Source organism: Sinosporangium album, assembly GCF_900100605.1.
In the GTDB taxonomy this organism is placed as follows: domain Bacteria; phylum Actinomycetota; class Actinomycetes; order Streptosporangiales; family Streptosporangiaceae; genus Sinosporangium; species Sinosporangium album.
Genome location: NZ_FNCN01000006.1, coordinates 39388 through 61058, shown reverse-complemented (window position 1 = coordinate 61058; position 21671 = coordinate 39388). Strand labels below are relative to the sequence as shown.

Sequence of the window (21671 nt, the reverse complement as noted above, 5' to 3'; positions counted from 1 at the left end):
GGTATGACCGATCCCCCGAGCCGCCGCGTCGCGGTGGTCAACTGGCGGGACCCGTGGCATCCGGCGGCCGGCGGCGCCGAGGTCTACGCCTGGGAGATCGGCCGCAGGCTCGCCGCCTCGGGGGCGCGCGTCACCTTCGTCACCGCGCGCGGCGACGGCCAGTCGGCCGCCGAGCGCAGAGACGGCATCGACATCGTGCGCACGGGCGGCACGTTCAGCGTCTACCCGAAGGTCCTCGGGTGGCTCGCGGCGCGGCGGCGCCGCTTCGACGCCGTGATCGACTGCCAGAACGGCATCCCGTTCTTCACCCCGCTGGTGCTGCCCCGCCGTACGGTCGTGGTGGGCGTCGTCCACCACGTCCACGACAAGCAGTTCGGCGTCCACTTCCCCGGCTGGCTGGCCGCCGTCGGCCGCGCTCTGGAGGGGCCGGTCGCCAGGCGCGTCTACCGGCGGCACGTCACCGCCGCCGTCTCGCCCTCTACCGAGGCCGCGATGCGCGACCGCCTCGGCTGGCTGGGCCCCATCGCGATCGTGCCCAACGGGTGTCTCGCGCCTCCCGCCGACCTCATCGGCCCTGCCGAGTCCGCCGCCCATGCTGCGCATGTCCCCCATGCCGGCCCTGTCGGCCCCGCTGTCGCGCGCTCCGCCTCGCCGTCCCTCGTGTGCGTCGGCCGCCTCGTCGCCCACAAGCGGGTCGAACGGATCGTTGCCCTGGCCCTGGCCCTGCGCGAGCGGTGGCCCGACCTCACGGTGCACGTGGTGGGCCGGGGTCCCGAGGAGGCGCGGATACGCGCCCTGGCCGATGCCTGCGGCACCGCAGGAGGCTCCGGCGGCTCCGGCGCGACGCCGGCCGTCACCTTCCACGGGTACCTGTCCGACCGAGACAAGGCCCGGCTCGTGGCCGGTTCGTGGCTGCACGTGTCCGCCTCCCAGGGGGAGGGGTGGGGGCTGAGCGTGCTGGAGGCCGCCGCCCTCGGGGTGCCGACGGTCGCCTACGACGTCGACGGGCTGCGCGACGCGGTACGGCCCGGCCGTACCGGGTGGCTGGCAGGGCCGGGCGACACCCTGGAAGGCGTGGCGGAAGCGGCGCTGAAGGAGCTGTCGGACCCGGTGCGCCACCCCGAGGTGGCCGCCGCGTGCCGGAGCTGGGCGGCGCGCTTCGACTGGGACGCGAGCGCGGCACGCATGGCGGCGCTCATCTCCTGGCCGGTCTCCGGCCGCGGGGAGATCCCCCCGTGTGACCAGGCATGGGACCACGCATGGGACTCCGCAGATGACCCCCCGTGGGACTCCTCACGGGAATCCTCGTGCTGAAGAGGCCGCCCGCGGCGCCCGCCCCCGACGGCCTCCTGCTCCACCGGCTCCGGCTCGTGCTGTGCTGCGCCGCGCTCGCCGCGCTCGCCCTGCTCACCCACCCCGGACACCTGCTCAACGACACCAAGCTCGACCTCGCCACCGCACCGGCCGCGTTCCTCGGCCGCGCCCTCGACCTGTGGGATGTCAACCAGTTCGGCCAGCTGCAGAACCAGGTGGCGGGCTACCTGTTCCCCATGGGCCCGTTCTTCCTGCTCGGCGACCTCGCCGGGCTGGAGGGCTGGGTCGTGCAGCGGCTCTGGGGCGCGCTGCTGCTCGTGACCGCGTTCCTCGGCGCGGAACGGCTGGCGCGCGCCCTGCGCATCGGCACCCCCGCGACGCGCATCGCCGCCGGGCTCGCCTACGCGCTCGCCCCGCGCGCGCTGGCCCTGGTCGGCGTGCTCTCCTCGGAGTTCGCCCCGGCGGCGATGCTGCCGTGGATCGTGCTGCCGCTCGTGCTCGCCTCCCGCGGCGCCGGCCGGGTCGTCTGCGCGGCGCGTTCCGCGTTCGCCGTGGCCCTCTGCGGCGGCATCAACGCCGCGGCGACCGCGGCCGTGCTCCTGCCGCCCGCCATCTACCTGCTGACCCGGTCGCGCGCCGTGCCGAGGGGGAGGCTGTTCGCCTGGTGGGCCGCGTTCACCGCGCTCGCCACCCTGTGGTGGACCGTGCCGCTCGTGCTGTTCGCCCGCTACGGCTTCTCCTTCCTCGAATACACCGAGAGCGCGGCGGCCATCACCCCCACCACGTCGCTGACCAACACCCTGCGCGGCAGCGCCGACTGGGTGGCGTGGCTCAGCGGGGCGACCGGTCCCGCCCAGCCCGTGGGGCACGCCCTGGCGACCACCCCCGTCTACGCGCTCGCCACCGGGGTGGTCGCCGCGCTCGGCCTCACCGGGCTGCTCCTGCGCGGCCTGCCCGAGCGGCGCTTCCTCACCCTCACCGCCCTCGCGGGTGTCCTCGTGCTGCTGGCCGGGCACATCAGCGTGCTCGAACCCCCGGTCGCCGGGCTGGTGCGCGACCTGCTCGACGGCCCGCTGGCCCCGCTGCGCAACCTTCGCAAGTTCGACCCCGCGATCCGGCTGCCCCTCGCGCTCGGCCTGGCCCACCTGCTGACAGCCGTACGGCTGCCGCGTGCCCGGGCCGCCGCCAGCGCCCTGGCCGCCTGCTCCCTCGGCGTGACCGCGCTGCCCGCCGCCACACTCGGCCTCGCGGGCACGGGCGTGTTCCGCGAGGTCCCGCCGTACTGGCAGGAGGCGGCCCGCTGGCTGAACGCGAGGACGGCCGACCACATGGTGCTGTCGGTGCCGGGGTCGCGCTTCGGCGAGTACACGTGGGGCAGGCCGCTGGACGAGCCCCTGCAGCACCTGTCCACGGTGCGCTGGGCGCAGCGGCAGGTCGCCGCCGCGGGTTCGGTCGGCCTGGTGCGGCTGCTCGACGCGATCGACGCCCGGCTCACCGAGGGGCGGGGCTCGCCCGGCCTGTCCACCGTCCTCTCCCGCATGGGGGTGCGCTACCTGCTGGTCCGCAACGACCTGGACCGAGGCGAACTCGCCGGGGCCTGGCCCGCGCGCATCCACCAGGCGCTGGCCGACTCGCCGGGCGTCTCCAAAGTGGCGGAGTTCGGGCCGCCCGTCGGCGGGAGCTGGGCCTTGGACGACGCGACCGCCGGGCTCGACCCGCTCTACCCCGCGCTCACCGTGTTCGAGGTGGAGGGCGCCGACGAGCCCGTACGGCTGACCGCGCAAAGCGACCTGCTCCGCGTGTTCGGCGGGCCCGAGGCGCTGCTCGACCTGGCCGACCACGGCCTGCTCGATGGCGAACCGGTCGTGCTCAACGACGACATCGCGGCGGGCGCGTCCCCCGGCCGCAGGGTCGTCACCGACTCCCTGCGCAAGCGGCAGCGGCAGTTCGGGGAGCTGCGCCGTTCGGTGTCGCCGACGCTGACGGCCGCCGAACGGCCGCCGCGGCCCGGCGCGGTGGACGACTTCATGGAGGAGGAGTGGCTGCCCTTCCGGACCGTGGCGGAATACCGCGGCATCAAGGGCGTCACGGCCTCGTCCTCAGCGGCGGACCCGGGCGCGATCCCGGCGCTGCACGGCATGGGCTACCTGCCGTACGCCGCCTTCGACGGCGACCTGCGCACCGCGTGGCGCTCGGGCGGGTGGAACGGCGGGGTGGGGCAGTGGCTCCAGGTGGACTTCGTTCGGCGCGTGGACCCCGGCGGCGTGACGGCGGTGTTCGTGCCGGACCCGGCGCTCGGCCCGGCACCGGTTCGGGTCTCGGTGGAGACCGAGGCCGGGGCGGTCGAGCAGGACATCGCCGTCGGCACTCAGCCGCAGTCCCTGCGCACCCCGCAGGGCCGTACCGAGTGGCTGCGGATACGGGTGGTGGACGTCGCGTTCGATCCGTTGATCACCTTCGGGACCGGGGTGGCGATCTCGGAGCTCGCGATCGCCGGGGTCCCCGCCGTACGCACATACGCGCCGCCCGATGTGGCCGACCGGGGGCCCGCCACGCACCTGTTCACGCGGGCCTCGGGGGACCGCCGGGGATGCATGCGCGGGCCGGTGCGGTGGCTGTGCCAGGAGTCGCTCGCCGCGGCGGGGGAAGAGGGGTACGGCTTCGACCGCTCGTTCACCTCGCTGAACGCGAGGAAGACCCGGATCTCGGGGTTCGCCACGCTCCGCGACCCCGATCTCGTCGAACGGTATACGCGCGTCGCGGAATTCCCGAAGGTCGAGGGCAGCGGCGCGGGAGTCCCCGAGCCCGTCGCCGGACCCGGGGCGGCCTTCGACGGCGACGCCGCCACCACGTGGATCACCGGCGCGGGCGACGCCCAGCCGGTGCTGTCCCTCCGCTGGAACAAGGCCAAGGTCATCGACCGCCTCACCGTCGACAGGCCGCCAGGGGCGTCGAGTTCCGCCACGGTGTTCATCACGGGCGGCCGGGGGCAGGTGCGTGGCGGGGTGGTCGCCGCGGACGGCACCGTCACGTTCAAGCCCATGCGCACCGACCGGCTGCGGCTGCGGTTCACCCCGTTCGAGACCCCCATGCAGATCACCGAGGTCACCGTGCCGGGGGTGAAGCCGCTGCCCGACGTGTCGGCGATGCCGTTCCACCTGGAGTGCGGCCTCGGCCCGAGCCTGTCCGTCAACGGCGCCCTGGTGAGAACCGAGGTCGAGGGCACCTTCGGGGACGTGCTGAACGGCAGGCCGCTGCGCTACAGCACGTGCGAGCGGGTGTCCCTCAGGGCCGGGGACAACCGGCTCAGCGTCGCGCCGCTCGACCCGTTCCGGGTCGACTCGGCGTTGACGGGGGGCGCGCCCGCGCGGGCCGAGGCCCGGCCCGGCACGGCCGACGTCGTCGCTTTCTCCCCCTCGTCGCGCACGGTCTCCGTCAACTCCCCGAAGGCGTCCTACCTCACCGTCACCGAGAACTTCAACGCCGGGTGGACGGCGACGATCAACGGGCGGGAGCTCACCCCGCTGCGCCTGGACGGCTGGCGGCAGGCGTGGGCCGTGCCGGCGGGCACGGAGGGCGTGGTCCAGTTGACGTATACGCCCACGGCCGTCTTCCGGATCGTGACCGCGGTCGGTTTCGCCGCGCTTGTGCCCGTGGTGTTCTTCGCCCTGTTCCCGCCGGCCCGGCGGCTCGCGCCGCCGGGGGAGATGGTGTCGCGGGGAACGCCCGGCAGGATCGCCGTGATCGCGCTCGGGGCGGGCGCGGGATTCTGGGTGGCCGGGTTCGCGGGGGCCGTGGTGGTGCCGGCGCTGACGCTCGCCCTCCGGCTTCCGCTCATGCGCAGGTGGGGGCCTGTCGTGCCCGGCGTGTTCCTGCTCCTGTCCTGCGCGCTGCTCGCCTTCGGCCTGGCCGCCGGCGGCGCCGGCCCGCTCCTCGGCGACGCCCTGCCCGCCGTCCTCGCCCTGCCCGCGGTCGCCGGACTGCTCGCGGGAGCCGTACGCGAGCCGGAAAGCACCCCGCCCCTGCCCCCGCCCCTGCCCCCGCCGCCGTCGGCCGAGGCGGCGGAGGGGCTCCTCGATCCCGTGGAAGCTCCCGGCGGCCACAGCGGTTGACCCCGCGATCGGCTCACCTCCCCGGGCGGTTCAGCACGACAAACCCGTCACGCTCGACGACCACCCGATAGCCGCTGCGTTTCAGCAGATCCACCCGGCCCACCTGCTCCTCGCGCGACGTGAACGGGAAGGTCATCCGGCTCGTCTCCGCCACCACCCACGGCGCCCACCTCGGCTCGCGGTCCCACAGCAGCACCCGCGTGCGTGAGGTCAACGCCGGGCCCACATAGTTGGCCGCCTCCACCAGCGCGCCGTCGGGCACGGCGGCGACAGCTTCGGCGGCGGCAGCCGTACGCGGCCCCGGCCACGACAGGCGCCCATAGGCGAAGAACGGCACCAGCGCCGCGGCGACCGCCGCCAACGCGAGCGGAAGCCGGAAACGGGCCAGATCAAACCTGGCGATCCCATCCACCGCCGCGCAGAAGAGCACGACCACCAGGAAGGCGTTGTAGTGGTATTCGGTGCCCCACCAGTTCGGGAAGGAACTCGCCAGCATCCTCGCCGCCAGCAGCGGGACCGCGATCAGCACCATGGGCGACAGCAGGCACAGGAACAGGACCATCGCGCCGAGCATCAGCATCGTGGCCGACTTCACCGGCGGGGTGCCGAGCAGCGCGAGCGCGCCCAGCGGGTCGGTCACGGCGCCAAGCGCCGCCGACGGCAGATCGGGCCCGAGCGCGCCGTACGCCCAGTAGTAGTCGTCGCGGCCCCCGAACGCCGGGATCAGCGCCTTCGTCGCCACCAGCACCGCGCCGACGCCGCCCACCAGCAGGACCGCACCCCAGAGCCACCGCCGGATCGCCAGCAGGAACAGCCCGTAACCCGCCACGAGCAGCCCCATGTCCTCCTTCACACACAGCAGCAGCGCGCCCGCCGCGACCGCCTGCCGCACTTTGCCCGCGTCGTGGCGTTCGATCACGAGCGCGGTGAGCACGGGGGCGAAGGCGACCTCGTGGAAATCGAAGACCACGGCCTCGGCGACGGGCCAGGAGAGCGCATACGCCGCGGCGACGAAGTGCGCCGCCGGAGTGCCGAGGCGGCGGCGGGCGAACACCCACAGCACGGGGATCGCCGCGGCCATGAGCACCGCCTGCAGCACGATCAGCGTCTCGGGCCCGTCGTGGAGCCAGTAGAACGGCGCGAGCAGCGCCAGGATCGGCGACCAGTGGTCGCCGAGGACGGCGAAGCTCCAGCCGAAGTCGTTGTGCACGCCTTTCGCGATGGACACGGGGAGCTCGAAGCGCGAGTACGAGCGCACGGCCTGGTCGAAGATGACCAGGTCATAGGTGCCGAGGCGGAAGCCGTACAACCGCAGCAGGCCGGCCGTCGCGTAGAGGGCGGCGGCGAGTACGGTGATCGCCGCGACGATGGCCGGGTCCCGTGGGGCTCTCCGGCCGGTGCGGGGGAGACCGCCGGGCGGGCTAGGCGCGCTTGTCACGGGAGGCACCCTAGTGGCGGGCGGGGGAGGCGGTCTTCCGCGTGGCCCCGGAGGCCGGGGAAATCGGGCCGGCATCGGGTCGGCATCGGGTCAGTGCCTGTGTGGCATGGGTACGGCGTCGGCGCGGCGTCGGGTCAGCGTCGCCGCAGAACGAGGAGGAGGTTCCAGGTGACGAACTCCCGCAGGCCGGGGACGCGGAGGACGGGCCTGGTCCAGGTCGGCAGGTAGCGGGGGACGGCGTCGACGAGGTGCACGCGGGGGTCCGACCTGGACCACCGCAGGGCGGCGGAGACGGACACGGGGTGGAGGCTCGTGCCGTACAGGTTCTTGGGGGGACGGCCGGTTCTGCGCTCGTAGCGGCGGGCGGCGGCGTGGCCGCCGAGGTAGTGCCAGGGGGAGGTCTCGTGCCCGCCCCAGGGCGACAGCCAGTTGGTGAAGGCGAGGAAGACGATGCCGCCCCTGCGGGTGACACGCGCCATTTCACCGGCCATGCGCCACGGCTCGGCGACGTGTTCCAGGACGTTGGAAGAGAAGCAGATGTCCACGGACTCGTCGCGGAGGGGGAGGGCCAGGGCGCTGCCGAGCACGCCGCCGGGCTCGGGGGTGCCGCTCCCGGCGAGTTCGCCGGCGTCGGCGTCGAGCCGGACGCAGCGGGCCCCCTCGCGGGCGAAGGCGCGCGTGAAGTAGCCGGGGCCACCCCCGACGTCGACGACCGTACGCCCGAGGAGCGGCGCGTAGTGGGTGAGCTGTGCCGTCGTATCGGTGGCCAGCGCGGTGTAGTAGCCGTCCTGGTCGGACTGTTCTGACTGGAATGCGCGAAAGAGCCGAACGGATCTCGCTAGATTGGCCCGGAAAGGCACAGGCCTGTCACCCATGCAACGTATGTTACTGCGCGGTCGGTGGCCCGTTTACAGCGATCTATAACGTGTTTCGATTTGTTATGACATGGCGTGGCCGGTGATGGCGTGGCTCAAGCGCCCCGTCGCCCCGTCGCCCCGTCGCCCTGGACCTCGTGGACCTCGTGGACCTCGTGGGGTCGTGGACCTTGTGGCCGTCGGCGTGGTCACCACGAGCCGCCTCCTCCTCGTCGCCTCCTGGTCGGCGCGTCCTCGTCGCCTCTCGCTCGGCGGTGGGAAGTCGGCGGTGGGAAGCGGCCGAACAGCCGGAGGAACCCGCGTGGAGACACCGCCCGACGCAGATCTCCATCGGGCCGCTCGCGGCCTTACTTCTGATCGCCGTCGAGGTGACCTAGAACTCGTTTCTATCGATTTGGCGGCACCCCGATGACGCAGTGACACGGCGGGCAATACGATACGCGGACACATGACACTCACCAACAACACGTTCCAGTGTCAAAACGGCTGGACCCCGGAGGATTTCTGATGCGGCGCACCAGTGGAGTCGTTCTCATCGCACTCGGGGCGTTCCTCATCACGCTGGCCCCCCTCTTCCGCTTTTACGTGGCGGACAAACTCATCTCTGCGCCCGCCGACCGCTACGGGGTGTCGAGATTCGAGGCCGAGGGGGCGCGCTACTTCTCCGTGCAGGACCTCAAAGTGCTGACCGCCGACCTCGACATCACCGTCACCACGCGCGGCGACGTGGCGGGCGCCACCGGCGACACCGTGGTGTGGGACGAGTTCACCGCCGTCAACGACGTCACCCACAGCCGTCCGCATATCACGCTGACCCAGCGCAGGAGCGCCTTCGACAAGTACACCGGCGAGGCCGTCGACTGCTGCAACGCCAACGTCGACCGGCAGGCCGTCAGGATGCAGGGCCAGCTCTACACGTTCCCCTTCGGCGTCGAGAAGAAGACCTACAGGTACTTCCACTCCTCCACCCGCAAGGCCTTCGACGCCGTCTACGCCGGTGAGGACACCGTCGCCGGGCTGCGCGCCTACAAGTTCGAGGTGCGCGTGCCCGAGACCACCGTTGACACCCTGGAGATCCCCGCCTCCGTCGCCGGCCTCGACCGCAAGGGCGAGGTCGAGGTCGACCGGGTCTACGAGGGTGTGAACACCCTGTGGATCGAGCCCGAGACCGGGTCGCCCGTCAAACAGCAGCAGCAGCGCAACGAGGTCCTCAAGACCAAGGATGGCGTGCAGCGCCTGGACGCGTTCGTCGCCACCGCCGTGATGACCGACGCGTCAGTCGAGGAACTGGTGCGCAACGCCGAGGACGCCAAGTCCCAGATCGCCCTCCTCAAGACCACGATCCCGCTGGTCATGCTGGTGCTCGGCGTGGTGGCGGCCGTGGTCGGCATCGGCATTGCCGTGGTCTCCCGCCGGGCCCGCGCCAGGGGCTGACGCCTCATCGCCCCCTGCGCTGATGCCGTCGGAGGCGTGGTGGATATCACGTTTCAGGGGGACGTTTCAGGGAACCTGAACGCATTGCTGTCCGAAGGATTGTGTTTTCTCCGGACATATGACGATCTTGCATCTCGCCTCCTGGGAAAAGCTAGCGACGATCTTGCCGTCTTCTGGCAGGACGCATGAAGAAATCTCATTCGGCGTCGCCGTGATGGCGCGGCAGTGGCGCGGAATCGGGCATCATGGCTATTCTCGGTCGCCTATGGAGGAACGGCGGCTACGTATTTCCCTTGTGGTCCCCTGCTACAACGAGCGGGAGACCGTGCCGTGTTTTCACCGAGAGGTCACCAGGGAGCTGGCGCTCGCCGACGTCGACTACGAGATCGTCTTCGTCGACGACGGGAGCTCCGATGGCACCCGTGAGATCCTGCGCGGTCTCACCCAGGCCGACAAGCGCGTCCGATTCATCTCCCTGAGCAGGAACTTCGGCCAGGAGGCCGCGATCCTCGCCGGACTGAAGTCCGCGGACGGCGACGCCGTCATCATCATGGACGCCGACCTGCAGCATCCCCCCAAGCTCATCCACACGATGCTCAAGCATTTCCGGGCGGGATGCGACCAGGTCGTCGCCCGGCGCACCCGCACCGGGGAGGGCAGGCTCTACACGCTGGCCGCCCGCGTCTACTACAAGCTGGTCAACCGCCTGCTCGACGTGCACCTGCTCGACGGCGCGAGCGAGTTCCGGCTGATCGGCCGCACGGCGCTCGACGCGCTGCTGTCGCTGGAGGAATACAGCCGGTTCTCACGAGGGCTGTTCACCTGGATCGGCTTCGACCAGGTGGTGATCGACTACGAGAACGTCGTGCGCACCTCCGGAGCCAGCAAGTGGAACCTCCGCAAGAGGTTCGACTACGGGCTCGACGGCATCATGTCGTTCAACAACAAGCCGCTGCGCCTCGCGATCTACATCGGGTTCTTCTTCACGGCCATCGCCGCGCTCTACATGTTCTGGACGGTCGGCGAGGCCATTCTCACCGGTGTCGACTCACCGGGATACACCACTCTGCTGACGGCCATCGTCGGCCTCGGCGGCATTCAGATGGTGATGCTCGGCATTATCGGCGAGTATCTCGGCCGGGTCTATTACGAGACCAAACGCCGGCCGCATTTCCTGATCAGGGAACACGACGGCGAGCGGTCGTGGAACGCCGATTCGACGACGGCCGAGCGCGAGCGCGTCCCCGGTCCGCGCTCCAGCCCTTCTTAGACACGTCTCCTCTTTTTCGGAGCCGATCCGGGCTCATATTCAGGCCCGCAGGCACGCTGCTCCCTCTCGGTTCGATCGCTCGGCGAGCCTGGGGTCGAAGTGCTCGCCATTTCTACAGGGATAGATTGTTTATGGCTGCTGCTCCGGTGTGCTCTCGGCTTGTTTCAGCAGGTCAATCAATTTCCACATGGATGTGGAGGGGTTGGCTTGGGGGGGTCGCCAAGTGATTTTGCTCGGTTAGAGGCATCGAAGACGCCACTCTTGAAGTCTGCGAAATTGAGCATGGTCTTGTCCCATTTTGGAATTATCTTCTTGAGTTCACGACCCACCTCATCTGCGTTCTGAAACGGCTTCTTGCAATCTTTGAGATGTAGGAGTAGCCAGAAGTCGAAGCAGGGTTTCGATAGCGCTAGTCCGACGCCGTAAGCGGTGGCCTGGGCGATGGTGTTGCTATTTACGGCAAAGTTATCGACATTGCTTACACAGAAGACCTCGTCATAGCCTGAGTTGCATTTTTCGGTGTAGCCCCAGTCGAGGAGATCCGCGGGCGCCTTGTTCTTGAATTCCAAAATGAACGGGCGTGTCCAGGACTCGTCTTTCAGTGCCCTGAAATAATCCTGTTCCGTCTTTTTTCCGTTGGCCCCTACTAGAATCGTGGTCTGGCTTTCCCGATACGGTTGTCGGCGGCCGAGTCTAGTCTCTCTCCCTTGCCCCAAGGTCACTCTGTGATTCGTCCTGCCGGTTCACCTCGGGCTCATTCGAGTCCTTCCTTGACAGGGCGGCTCTGCTGAGAAGTTCATCAGAAATATTTGGAATCGCGCCGTAGCTGCCGTTCAGGTAGCGGCGTTGGCGATTTTCCTGTTTTCTGGGGTGAAAGTCTGAGAGTGGAAACAGAGTCGAGGCTCCATCTGCTGCCTTCTCTGCGAACCAGATCTGATCACGATGGAGGATCTCATCGCCCTGCAGCGAGCTGAGGAGGGTGGAGTCGTGGGTCGTGAGTATCAGTTGCCCGCCGCGGCCGTTGGTTTGAGGATTTTGAAAAAGTCGGATGAGCCCGGCCGTCAGAATAGGGTGAAGGCTTGAGTCGATCTCGTCGACCAGGATGCACGCTCCTCGCTTCAGGGCTTGCACCGCCATAACGGCGAGTTCGAACAGCTGCTGGGTTCCCGTTGATTGTTCGGCCCAACTCAGCATGACCTCCCCGGTGGCACCGGCATGGCTGAACAGCAGTCGCTTCGAGGGGTGGCGTTTTATCCGAAGGCGTGTGTCGTCGTCCACGTAGAGGTAGTCTATATCGAAATCGAGAGAATCTCTTTTGTTGTCGGGAATTACGTGTATGTCTCGAAGGCCGAGATCGGCGGCTCGGAGCAGGTTGACTATAAGCCCCCTCTTTTCGGTGTCTTCGATATAGCTGACCGCGTTGTGCGACAGCGTTGGAAAGTTATTGAGCTGTGAAACTATGGTGAGTCTGGTTCGGAACCAGGTGAAGATGGGAATCAGGGGGCCTTGGTTGGCGCGCGCAGCCACTGGCAGGAACAGGACGTTGGGGGCTGTGATATCGATAACCTGTCGCATCGATGTCCGCCCGGATTCTTCTCCGAAGCGAAACTCCTGCCGAGTCCGCTCGAACAGTACCGTCTGTTGTTCCTGAGGGTAGCCATAGAGCCACTCTTCCAGAACCATGTCATCGTCGACGGTGAATCCGTAGGTGTATCGCACGCCTTTAAGGAGAATGTCGGCAACATAGCGCGAGGGCTCTGCCCTTAGCTCTGGGTTCAGCTTAAAATGGGTGCGTTCGACACCTGCGCCTGGGTCTGACATGCGGTCGGACATGGTTGCCATATACCGCATGTAACGAAATGCGCTAGTGATATTGGATTTTCCCGATGCGTTCGCGCCGAAGATTCCGGCGACCGGTACGGCTTCTATGGCGTCGTTCGGTGGAATCGAGTTGTTTTCGGGAGTAAGGTCGAGCTGCTGCTCGTCCCGGAATGAGCTATGGTTTGCGAAGCGGAAACTCAGCAACATGAAACCGTTCCCATTCCGTCCGCGGGGTTTTCCCTTGAATTTGCAGATCTTTTACAAAAAGAAATGTCAATCACGCTCGCGTATATCAAACCACAAGCTCGCGGTGCCGTGCAGGCCGCCTTACCTGTGCTGTCGGGGCGCAGGGTGAGATTCGCGTCTGGGACACACGCACGACCCGTGCCCGATGTGGACAAGAAACGGGAAGGGCGAGGTAGCGTCAACGGGGTGAGAGAGTTCCTCCTCGACCCTTCGGACTGGTATGCCACGCTGCCGACGTTCTACGCCTCGGCCTGCGTGCTGTTCACCGATGTCGACGACCGCGTGCTCCTGGTCAAGCCGAACTACCGCCCGCTGTGGTCGGTGCCCGGCGGGGTCATCGAGGCCGGGGAGACACCCCACGAGGCGGCCGCCCGTGAGGTCGAGGAGGAGATCGGGCTCAGCCTGCCGGTGGGCGGGCTGCTCGTGGTGGACTGGGCGCCGGCCACGGAACCCCGGCCCAGAGCGATGATCAACTTCACGTTCGACGGGGGAGTGCTCCCGGATCCGGGCGCGATCCGACTGCAACGTGAAGAGCTCGACGACATGGGCTTCTTCACCTGGGAGGAGGCCGCCTCCCGGCTTCCTTCCAACGCGAGCGGGCGCATCCCCGCCGCCCGCCGGGCGCGGGAGGACGGGCGCACGGTCTACCTGCCGAAGGATCAGCGAGTGGGAGGGTAGCCCTCCCGCGCCGAAGGCCCCGGCCCGCCCTGACGGCGGGCCGGGAGACCGACGGGCTTACCGGTGGCTACTGGTCGCCGCCGTATTCCTGGAGGAAGACGGCTTCGGCCGTGGCCGTACGGCGGAGCTCCTCGATGTTGAGGCGCTCGTTCGGCGCGTGGATGGCCGCGCCGTCGTCCTCGGCGCCGAACAGCAGGATCTCGGCGGCGGGGAACTGCCTGACCAAGGTGGCGACGAGCGGGATGGAGCCGCCGGCGCCGATGTCGCGCGGGGAGCGGCCGAAGGCCCGCTCCAGGGCCTTGTTGAGCGCGGTGCGGGCCCGCCCCCCGGAGTCGGCGAGGAAGCCGGAGCCGAGGACGACGTCGTCGATGCCGATGCGCACCCCCCACGGGGCCACCTGGTGGAGGAAGGACACGACGGAGTCGATCGTGGTCTTCGGGTCGGCCGCCGGCGGGACGCGGACGGTGACGCGGGCCCGGGCGACCGGCTGGACGGCGTTGATGGCGCCGGCGACGGTGGGGACGTCGATTCCGGTCACCGTGATGGCGTAGCTCGACCAGAGGCGGTCGGCCACCGTGCCGGAGCCGACGAGCGAGACGCCGTCGAGCACCCCGGCGGTGGCCCTGAACTCCTCGTCGCTGGGGCCCGCGCCGAGGAATCGGCCGCGGGGCAGGCCCGGCACCCGAACCTCGCCGTTCTCGTCGTGGAGCGAGGCGAGCATGCGGATGAGGGCCGCGAGCGCGTCGGGGGCGGCGCCGCCGAAGGAGCCGCTGTGCAGGGGCTCCTTAAGGGTGCGGACCTCGATCGTGAAGGCCGCCATGCCCCGCAGCGAGGTGGTGACCGAGGGGTCGCCGACGCGGGGGTTGCCGGTGTCGGCGACGACGATCGCGTCGGCCCGCACCAGGTCGGGGTTCTGGGCGACGAACGCCTCCAGGCGCTCGCCCGCGTATTCCTCCTGGCCCTCGATCAGGACCTTGATCCCCACGGGGAACCGCCCCTGGAAGACGCGCAGCGCGGTGACGTGGGAGATGATGCCGGATTTGTCGTCGGCCGCGCCTCTGCCGTACAGGTTGCCGTCGAGCACCGTCGGCTGGAACGGCGGCGTGCGCCACAGCGACGGGTCGCCGGCGGGCTGCACGTCGTAGTGCGCGTAGAGGAGCACGGTCGGTGTGCCGGGCGGGCCCTGGGCCTCGCCGTACACGGCGGGGAAGCTGCCTTCGACAGGGATCTGCTGGACATGCTGGAGGCCCGTGCTGCGCAGGAGCTCCTCCGTGGCGGAGGCCGCGGCGTAGACAGGCTCCTCGGGGTGGCCGGGGAAGGCCACTGAGGGAATGGCGACGAGCCGCTTGAGGTCCTCCACCGCCTGGGGCATCGCCGCTGCTACGGAGCCCTCGATCTGATCAGGCGTCACGACGTTCCCCCGGATCTCAAATTACTCATAGTCACTCTTCATTGGAGCACAGCCGCCGCGGCCGGGGAGCGACCGCCCCCCGGCACGGGCCGGGCGATTCCGTCACGTGGAACCTGGGGTTGAGGTTCCCGTACGGCTCGGCCCAGGATCGCTGTCGCGGATTTCGTTGTTGTTACATGGTGATTTTGCGGATTCCGAACTTCTTGCAGTTTGCTACCACGTTTTCACTTGTCAAGCTGTGAAGGCCGGATGCAGACTGTGAGGAGCTCAGACCAGCAAGGGAAGATAGCGATGACGCACCCCGACAACACCGACGTGGCCGAGGTTCTCAGAGCCGCGAACGACAATCTCTGGTTGCACTTCACCCGTCACGGAGCGCACGTGGGCGGTGAGGTGCCCACGATCGTCCGGGGCGAGGGAGCATACGTCTACGACATCCACGGCAAGCGTTACCTGGATGGACTGGCCGGACTGTTCGTGGTTCAAGTGGGACACGGCCGCAGCGAGCTCGCCGAGGCAGCGGCCAAGCAGGCCCAGGAGTTGGCCTTCTTCCCGCTGTGGTCCTACGCGCACCCCAAGGCCGCGGAACTGGCCGCGCGGCTGAGCGCGCTCACACCCGGTGACCTCAACCGGGTGTTCTTCACGACCGGCGGCGGCGAGGCCGTCGAAACCGCGTGGAAGCTCGCCAAGCAATACTTCAAGGCCACCGGCAAGCCGCTCAAGCACAAGGTCATCAGCCGCCAGATCGCCTACCACGGCACCCCGCAGGGAGCGCTGTCGATCACCGGCATCCCGGCCTTCAAGCAGGCGTTCGAGCCGCTCGTGCCCGGGTCGGTGCGCGTGCCGAACACCAACTACTATCGCGCCGACGAGATCACCGGTGTCCCCGGCATGACCGAGGAGCAGTACGGCCGGTGGGCCGCCGACAGGGTCGCGAGGGCCATCGAGATGGAGGGGCCGGACACCGTCGCCGCCGTCTTCGTCGAGCCGGTACAGAACGCCGGCGGATGCTTCCCGCCGCCCGCCGGCTACTTCCAGCGGCTGCGCGAGATCTGCGATGAATACGACGTGCTGCTGGTGTCCGACGAGGTCATCTGCGCCTTCGGCCGGCTGGGCACCATGTTCGGCGGGCAGAAGTTCGACTACGTGCCCGACATGATCACCTGCGCCAAGGGCATGACCAGCGGATACTCCCCGATCGGGGCGATGATCGCCCGCGAGGGGCTGTTCGAGCCGTTCAAGGACGGCACTGAGATGTTCGCCCACGGCTACACCTTCGGCGGGCATCCGGTCTCCTCCGCGGTGGCCCTCGCCAACCTGGACATCTTCGAGCGGGAGGACATCCTCGGCCACGTGACCAGGAACGAACCGGTCTTCCGCGCCACGCTTGATCGGCTGCGCGACTTGCCGATCGTCGGTGATGTGCGAGGATCCGGCTACTTCTACGGGATCGAGCTCGTCAAGGACAAGAGCACCAAGGAGACCTTCACCGCGGATGAATCCGAAAGGATTCTCCGCGGTTTTCTGTCTCACGCGCTCTTCGACGCGGGCCTGTACTGCCGCGCCGACGACCGCGGCGACCCCGTCATCCAGCTCGCACCCCCGCTGACCTGCGGACCAAAGGAGTTCGACGAGATGGAGTCGATCCTGCGCTCGGTTCTGACGGAGGCGGTGGGGCTGCTCTAGGAGAGGGGTGCGGCCGTCGGCCGCACCCTCCGCGGCCCCGCCCGACCGGGGCGGGGCCGTACGCCGGAGCCGTGGCGAGCCGTGGTGGCGTCATGCAAGACCCGCGGCACGCTTGAGCTCCCGACTTTCCGAAAGGAAGCGATAATGAAGATCGGCGTTCCGGCCGAGGTCAAGAACCACGAATACCGCGTCGCGGCGACTCCGGCAGGGGTCCACGAACTGGTCCGCGGAGGCCACGACGTGTATGTGCAGCGTGGAGCGGGCCTCGGCTCTCATCTGCTCGACGAGGACTACCTGGCGGCGGGCGCGAAGATCCTCGACACGGCGGACGCCGTGTGGGGCGAATCAGACATGATCCTCAAGGTCAAGGAGCCGATCGCCGAGGAATACCACCGCATGCGCGAGGGTCAGGTGCTCTTCACCTACCTGCACCTCGCCGCCTCCCGAGGCTGCACCGACGCCCTTCTTGAGCACAAGGTCACGGCCATCGCCTACGAGACCGTGCAGGTCGGCCACTCCCTGCCCCTGCTCGCCCCCATGTCCGAGGTCGCCGGACGGCTCGCCCCGCAGGTCGGCGCGTACAACCTGATGCGCTTCAACGGCGGTCGCGGCGTACTGCCCGGCGGCGTGCCCGGCGTCCTGCCGGCCAAGGTCGTCGTCATCGGCGGCGGCGTGTCCGGCCTCAACGCCGCCCAGATCGCCGTGGGCATGGGCGCGGACGTCACGATCCTCGACGTCAACGTCGAACGGCTGCGCTTCATCGACGCCATCTACCAGGGCCGCCTCAAGACCCGAGTCTCCACGGCCTACGTCATCGAGGAGGAGGTGCTCGCCGCCGACCTGGTCATCGGCGCCGTGCTGATCCCCGGCGCCAAGGCCCCGACCCTGGTGACGAACCAGCACGTCTCCCGGATGAAGCCCGGCTCCGTGCTCGTCGACATCGCCATCGACCAGGGCGGATGCTTTGAGGACTCCCGGCCGACCACACACGCGGACCCGACCTACACGGTGCACGGGTCGGTGTTCTACTGCGTCGCCAACATGCCCGGATCGGTGTCGAACACCTCGACCTACGCCCTGACCAACGCTACGCTGCCCTACGCGGTAAAGCTGGCCGGTCTCGGCTGGCAGGAGGCCCTGCGCCAGGACGCACCCCTTGCCCTCGGTCTCAACACCCACGCCGGAGCGCTCACCAGCGCCCCGGTCGCGGTGGCTCACGACCTGCCTTACGCGCAGGTCGAGGCCGTGCTCGCCGCCTGAGCCCGACGGCTCTGACAACAGCATCGTGTACGGCACAGCCCGCTGACCACCCGCCCCGTCCGTCGGGGCCTCCCTATGGGAGCGCTCCCACCGCGACACGGGTGCGGGGCCCGTGTCGCGGTGAGAACCAGGGGCCGCGGATCCTGCCTCCGCGGCCCCTCACCAGGGGCCCGGCGTCCATTCCTCAATCGGCGCCGGGCCCCACCACACCCCGGGGCTCCCAGCGCCCCGCTGAGCGTTGGCGCGCCCTCAGTGGACCCCGAGCCTCAGTGGACCCCGAGCCTCAGTGGACCCCGAGCCTCAGTGGACCCCGAGCCTCAGTGGACCCCGAGCCTCAGTGGACCCCGAGCCGCCGGCGCAGCTCGCGGGCCGTCGTGAGCACCTGCTCGATCTCCGTCGGCGTCGGCCACGGGGCGGTGCCCGGCCGAAGCAGCGTGGCCCGGACCGAGCAGAGATGCTCCACCGCGCTCGCGTGGAGCCCGCTGCGCTCGGTCAGCCACGCCGACACCTCGGCATGGTCGTGCAGGGGCCTGGTGACGAGATCCCACGTGCCGAGGAGCTCGGTCAGGTCGCTCACCTTGAGCAGCTCCCCACCCCTGCGGCCCGTCGCCGCCGCTGCCAGCTCGGCCCGCGCCACCAACTCGGGCTCGGCCATCCTGTCCCAGCTCGGGGCGGGCGGGTTGGCCAGCCAGTCCTCGCACTCGTGCCCCTGGCCGGTGAGCGACAGCAGCGCGACCAGCTCCATCGCGGCCCGGTGGTGCCCATTCTGTGCCGCCTGACGGAACCAGTGCTGCCCGCCCTTGATGTCGCCCCGATCGGCGATCAGCAACAGTCCGTAGTTGAACGCGGACTCAGGGTCACCGCTGGCGGCGGCGCGGCCGAACCAGTGGCTGGCCGCCTGCGAATCGCTCAACTCGACGCAGACGAAGCCCGCCATGCGCTGGTCGTCGACCCGCCCCGACGCCGCGGCCCGCTCGAACCAGGCCCGTGCCGTACGCAGGTCTCGGCGGGACAGCGCGATGCCGCCGAGCTGGGAGGCCGCGCCGGGATGGTCGCTCTTGGCGGCCACGCGGTAGAACGCCTCGGCGCCCTCCGGGTCGCGGCTGGCCTGGAGGAAGAGCCCGAGATGGTAGGCGGCGTCGGCGTGGCCGCCCCGGGCGGCGATCTCCCACCAGTGGACCGTCTCCTCGTCGCTGCCCGAGGCGTAGGCGAGGAACCCCAGGTCATGGGTGGAGGGCAGGTCGCCGTCGAGCGCGGCGGTGCGGTGCCACTCGCGTGCGCCCTGGATGTCTCCGCCGTCCTCGCAGATCAGGGCCAGCCTGCGGGCGGCGGACCGGTTGCCCGCCCTGGCCGCGACCTCGAACCAGCGGCGGGCGGCGGCGATGTCGCCCCGCTGCTCCAGGATCAACGTGGCGAGGTTGACGGCCGCCTCGGCGTCTCCGGTGTCGGCGGCCTTCTCATACCAGCTCAGCGCGTCCGTCAGGTTGCCGTGCTTCTCATGCCAGATGCCGAGGTTGTAGGCGCTGTCGACGCTGCCCGCGGCCGCGGCCCGCTCCCACCAGTGGCGCGCGGCGGCGCGGTCGCCGCGCTGCGCGTAGCCCCTGCCGAGCAGGTGCGCGGCCCGTGCGTCTCCCGCCTCCGCGGCCCACAGCAGCTCGGTCTCGCGCGGTGCCGGCACGGTGGGCCGTGCCTGCGTCGCGGTCGCCTCCACATCGGTGTGCCACCACGTCATATGTCCTCCCCCGGACACCCGCAGAGCGTGCATGTAAGCATACGACTGCGGAGCGTAACCGACCGGTGAGTGTTTCAGCGAGGCGTCATGAGGGGAAGGAGTCAGGGCCAATCAGGACGCATCTCGCCTTGTTTTCCAGGTGATTTACCACTGCCTGGGGTTGATGAGCGGGCGTCCATGCGCAGGCAGGCGGTCTGGCCGCTCGGCGGCCCCCTCACCGGCACGCGATCCGCGTCAGCGCTACGTCAACGTCGGATATCAGCTTGCCAAGGGACGTGAAAGCCGCCGACGCATGAGTCATGCTGGTCGGGTCGATCTCCGCACAGCTAAATCCCGCTATTTCCATCAGCATTGTCCGTCATCGGTATTTCTTGTCATTAGCGCTACCTGTCACCGGCGTTGTCCGCCGGCGCTATCCATGCGCTATCTGTCAGCACCACCTGCCAGCACTATCCGTCAGCGTTATCCGTCAGCGTCCGTGTGAGATCCGCGAGAGGACCGCTATGAGTGCCCGCCGGTTCGCCATGCCTCTGGCCGCCGCATCAGCCTCGACCTCCCTGCTCCTCGCCACCCTGCTCGCACCACCCGCCCTCTCCCGCGCGCCCGCCCCCGCCGAGGGCGCGGGCCCCGCCCCCAGCGTCCCCGCCTCAACTCCCGCCTCGACCCCCGCCCCCGATCCCGCCCCCGATCCCGCCCCCGATCCCGGTCGCGACTCCGCGAAGGTCCCCGTCGCCGAGGGGTACGGCGGAGCCGTCGCGACCGTCGACCTCGACGCCAGCAAGGTCGCCCTGTCGGTGCTGCGCCGCGGCGGCAACGCCGTGGACGCCGCCGTCGCGGCGGCGGCGGCCCTGGGCGTCACCGAGCCGTACTCCGCGGGCCTGGCCGGCGGAGGCTTCCTCGTCTACTACGACGCCAAGCGCCGCAAGATCTTCACGATCGACGGCCGTGAGACCGCCCCCCGCGCCATGACCGCCTCGTCGCTTGAGGGCATCCCCTTCGACGAGGCCGTCACGAGCGGTCTGTCCGCCGGAGTGCCCGGCAGCGTCGCCCAGTGGGACCTCGCGCTGCGCCGGTTCGGCACGATCGGCCTGCGCCGCGCGCTCGAACCCGCCGCGAAGCTCGCCGCCGACGGGTTCACCGTGGACGCCACCTTCCACGCCCAGACCGCCGCCAACGCCGCCCGGTTCAAGGACATCGCCTCCACGGCCGCCCTCTACCTGCCCGGCGGCGCGCCTCCGCCGGTCGGCTCCACGTTCCGCAACCCCGACCTCGCCGCGACCTACCGCGAGCTGGGCCGGCGCGGCCCCTCGTGGCTGTACGGCGGGGGCCTCGGCCGCGACGTCGTCCGTACGGTCAAGCACCCGCCGACCACCCCCGGCGCCACCCGCGTGGTGCGCCCCGGCCTCATGGAGCTCGCCGACCTCACCGCCTACCGCGCCCTTGTCCGCCCCGCCGCGAAGGTCACCTACAAGGGCCTCGACGTGTACGGCATGGCGCCCCCGTCGTCCGGCGCCTCCACCGTGGGCGAGGCCCTCAACATCTTGCAGGCCCTCCCCGAGGTCGGCCTCCACGAATACCTGGAGGCGTCCCGCCTGGCCTTCGCCGACCGGGGCCGCTACGTCGGCGACCCCGCCTTCGTCGACGTGCCCCTGGCGGGCCTGCTGTCCGAGGGCTTCGCCAAGGAACGCGCCTGCCTGATCGGCGAGCGCGCCATGGCGCATCCGGCGGCCCCCGGCACGCCCGACGGCGACTACGGCCCATGCCCGGGACGGCCGGCGGACGACACGAGCGGGGCCCAGTCCCCGGAGGGCCCGGAGACCACGCACCTCGTCGTGGCCGACCGGCACGGCAACGTGGTCGCCTACAACAACACGATCGAGTCCACCGGCGGCAACGGCATCGTGGTGCCGGGCCGGGGAATCCTGCTGAACAACGAGCTGACCGACTTCACCTTCGGCCCTGCCCCGGGCGACCCGAACCTCCCCGGCCCCGGCAAACGCCCCCGTTCCTCCATGGCCCCCACGATCGTCCTCAAGAACGGCGAACCAGTGCTCGCGGTGGGCTCACCCGGCGGCTCGACGATCATCACCACCGTGCTGCAGATCCTGCTGAACCGCTACGACTTCGGCATGTCGCTACCCGAGGCCGTGGCGGCCCCCCGCGCTACCCAGCGCAACACCGCGGCCACCCAGGCCGAGCAGGCGTTCATCGACCGCTACGGCCCCGAACTCACCGCCAGGGGACACACCTTCACCCTCAACCCGGAGATCGGCGCGGCCACGGCCCTGGCGTTCCTGGGCAGGGGCAAGGTGCAGGCCGTGGCCGAGCCCAGCCGCCGGGGCGGCGGGTCGGCCCTGGTCGTGCGTCCCTCGGGCGGGGGGCGGTAGCTCAGCG

At 69.7% G+C, this 21671-nt stretch carries 15 protein-coding genes; 9 read left to right on the top strand and 6 right to left on the bottom strand.

Translation table 11 applies throughout. The annotated features are described in order from the left end of the window. Positions 1–3 precede the first annotated feature (3 nt). Both BLQ73_RS08045 and BLQ73_RS08040 read left to right on the top strand, forming a co-directional pair. Positions 4–1314 carry a glycosyltransferase family 4 protein gene (locus BLQ73_RS08045; RefSeq protein ID WP_093169746.1) on the top strand — a complete coding sequence of 437 codons (1311 nt, stop codon included), beginning with the start codon at positions 4–6 and terminating at the stop codon, positions 1312–1314. Next, positions 1284–5426 carry an alpha-(1->3)-arabinofuranosyltransferase domain-containing protein gene (locus BLQ73_RS08040; RefSeq protein WP_093169745.1) on the top strand — a complete coding sequence of 1381 codons (4143 nt, stop codon included), beginning with the start codon at positions 1284–1286 and terminating at the stop codon, positions 5424–5426. Before BLQ73_RS08045 ends, BLQ73_RS08040 begins: the two co-directional genes overlap by 31 nt. A gap of 13 nt (positions 5427–5439) precedes the next feature. Here BLQ73_RS08040 and BLQ73_RS08035 read toward each other — a convergent pair whose 3' ends face one another. Both BLQ73_RS08035 and BLQ73_RS08030 read right to left on the bottom strand, forming a co-directional pair. Beyond that, positions 5440–6864, bottom strand: coding sequence for a DUF2079 domain-containing protein (locus tag BLQ73_RS08035; protein WP_245690888.1), 1425 nt, complete (start codon positions 6862–6864; stop codon positions 5440–5442). Positions 6865–6998: 134 nt separating this feature from the next. Continuing rightward, positions 6999–7739, bottom strand: a complete 741-nt coding sequence (locus BLQ73_RS08030) for a class I SAM-dependent methyltransferase (protein WP_093169743.1) — start codon at positions 7737–7739, stop codon at positions 6999–7001. A 137-nt stretch (positions 7740–7876) separates the two neighbouring features. Between BLQ73_RS08030 and BLQ73_RS31060 the strand changes: the two genes are divergently transcribed. The 3 genes from BLQ73_RS31060 to BLQ73_RS08020 all read left to right on the top strand — a co-directional run bounded on the left by BLQ73_RS31060 (position 7877) and on the right by BLQ73_RS08020 (position 10443). After that, positions 7877–8116 carry a hypothetical protein gene (locus BLQ73_RS31060; protein ID WP_143020174.1) on the top strand — a complete coding sequence of 80 codons (240 nt, stop codon included), beginning with the start codon at positions 7877–7879 and terminating at the stop codon, positions 8114–8116. 130 nt (positions 8117–8246) lie between these two features. Further along, on the top strand, positions 8247–9173 hold the full coding sequence (gene pgfA / locus BLQ73_RS08025) for a cell envelope lipid trafficking protein PgfA (protein ID WP_093169742.1): 927 nt from the start codon (positions 8247–8249) through the stop codon (positions 9171–9173). A gap of 265 nt (positions 9174–9438) precedes the next feature. Further along, a complete protein-coding gene (locus tag BLQ73_RS08020) occupies positions 9439–10443 on the top strand; it encodes a glycosyltransferase family 2 protein (RefSeq protein ID WP_093169741.1) in 1005 nt (334 codons plus the stop codon). A gap of 176 nt (positions 10444–10619) precedes the next feature. On the opposite strand, the gene BLQ73_RS08015 is transcribed toward BLQ73_RS08020, so the two are convergent. Both BLQ73_RS08015 and BLQ73_RS08010 read right to left on the bottom strand, forming a co-directional pair. Then, positions 10620–11165 carry an RloB family protein gene (locus BLQ73_RS08015; protein WP_093169740.1) on the bottom strand — a complete coding sequence of 182 codons (546 nt, stop codon included), beginning with the start codon at positions 11163–11165 and terminating at the stop codon, positions 10620–10622. Beyond that, positions 11137–12471: an AAA family ATPase gene (locus BLQ73_RS08010; RefSeq protein WP_093169739.1), complete on the bottom strand. Its 1335-nt coding sequence runs from the start codon at positions 12469–12471 to the stop codon at positions 11137–11139. The genes BLQ73_RS08015 and BLQ73_RS08010 overlap by 29 nt, the downstream gene beginning before the upstream one ends. 225 nt (positions 12472–12696) lie before the next feature. On the opposite strand from BLQ73_RS08010, the gene BLQ73_RS08005 reads away from it, so the two are divergent. Further along, entirely contained in the window at positions 12697–13188 is a 492-nt protein-coding gene (locus BLQ73_RS08005) for an NUDIX domain-containing protein (RefSeq protein WP_245690887.1), read from the top strand. Positions 13189–13255: 67 nt separating this feature from the next. Here the strand turns inward: BLQ73_RS08005 and BLQ73_RS08000 are convergent, their stop codons facing one another. Further along, a complete protein-coding gene (locus BLQ73_RS08000; RefSeq protein WP_093169737.1) occupies positions 13256–14599 on the bottom strand; it encodes a M20/M25/M40 family metallo-hydrolase in 1344 nt (447 codons plus the stop codon). A gap of 291 nt (positions 14600–14890) precedes the next feature. On the opposite strand from BLQ73_RS08000, the gene BLQ73_RS07995 reads away from it, so the two are divergent. Together BLQ73_RS07995 and ald are read left to right on the top strand one after the other, a co-directional pair. Further along, entirely contained in the window at positions 14891–16285 is a 1395-nt protein-coding gene (locus BLQ73_RS07995; RefSeq protein ID WP_093169736.1) for an aspartate aminotransferase family protein, read from the top strand. Between the two features lie 144 nt (positions 16286–16429). Further along, entirely contained in the window at positions 16430–17545 is a 1116-nt protein-coding gene (gene ald / locus BLQ73_RS07990) for an alanine dehydrogenase (RefSeq protein ID WP_093169735.1), read from the top strand. 334 nt (positions 17546–17879) lie between these two features. Here ald and BLQ73_RS07985 read toward each other — a convergent pair whose 3' ends face one another. Then, entirely contained in the window at positions 17880–19277 is a 1398-nt protein-coding gene (locus tag BLQ73_RS07985) for a tetratricopeptide repeat protein (protein WP_093169734.1), read from the bottom strand. Positions 19278–19780: 503 nt separating this feature from the next. Here BLQ73_RS07985 and BLQ73_RS07980 point away from each other — a divergent pair. Continuing rightward, complete coding sequence (locus BLQ73_RS07980; RefSeq protein ID WP_245690886.1) at positions 19781–21664, top strand: gamma-glutamyltransferase family protein; 1884 nt, start codon at positions 19781–19783, stop codon at positions 21662–21664. The last annotated feature ends 7 nt before the right edge of the window (positions 21665–21671 follow it).

What these genes read in the sequence shown, in the direction of transcription:
- BLQ73_RS08045 (WP_093169746.1), top strand. Translation starts at nt 4, where the DNA reads ATGACCGATCCCCCGAGCCGCCGCGTCGCGGTGGTCAACTGGCGGGAC.
- BLQ73_RS08030 (WP_093169743.1), bottom strand. Translation starts at nt 7,739, where the DNA reads ATGGGTGACAGGCCTGTGCCTTTCCGGGCCAATCTAGCGAGATCCGTT.
- pgfA (WP_093169742.1), top strand. Translation starts at nt 8,247, where the DNA reads ATGCGGCGCACCAGTGGAGTCGTTCTCATCGCACTCGGGGCGTTCCTC.
- BLQ73_RS08020 (WP_093169741.1), top strand. Translation starts at nt 9,439, where the DNA reads ATGGAGGAACGGCGGCTACGTATTTCCCTTGTGGTCCCCTGCTACAAC.
- BLQ73_RS08010 (WP_093169739.1), bottom strand. Translation starts at nt 12,471, where the DNA reads ATGTTGCTGAGTTTCCGCTTCGCAAACCATAGCTCATTCCGGGACGAG.
- BLQ73_RS07995 (WP_093169736.1), top strand. Translation starts at nt 14,891, where the DNA reads ATGACGCACCCCGACAACACCGACGTGGCCGAGGTTCTCAGAGCCGCG.
- ald (WP_093169735.1), top strand. Translation starts at nt 16,430, where the DNA reads ATGAAGATCGGCGTTCCGGCCGAGGTCAAGAACCACGAATACCGCGTC.
- BLQ73_RS07985 (WP_093169734.1), bottom strand. Translation starts at nt 19,277, where the DNA reads ATGACGTGGTGGCACACCGATGTGGAGGCGACCGCGACGCAGGCACGG.
- BLQ73_RS07980 (WP_245690886.1), top strand. Translation starts at nt 19,781, where the DNA reads ATGAGTGCCCGCCGGTTCGCCATGCCTCTGGCCGCCGCATCAGCCTCG.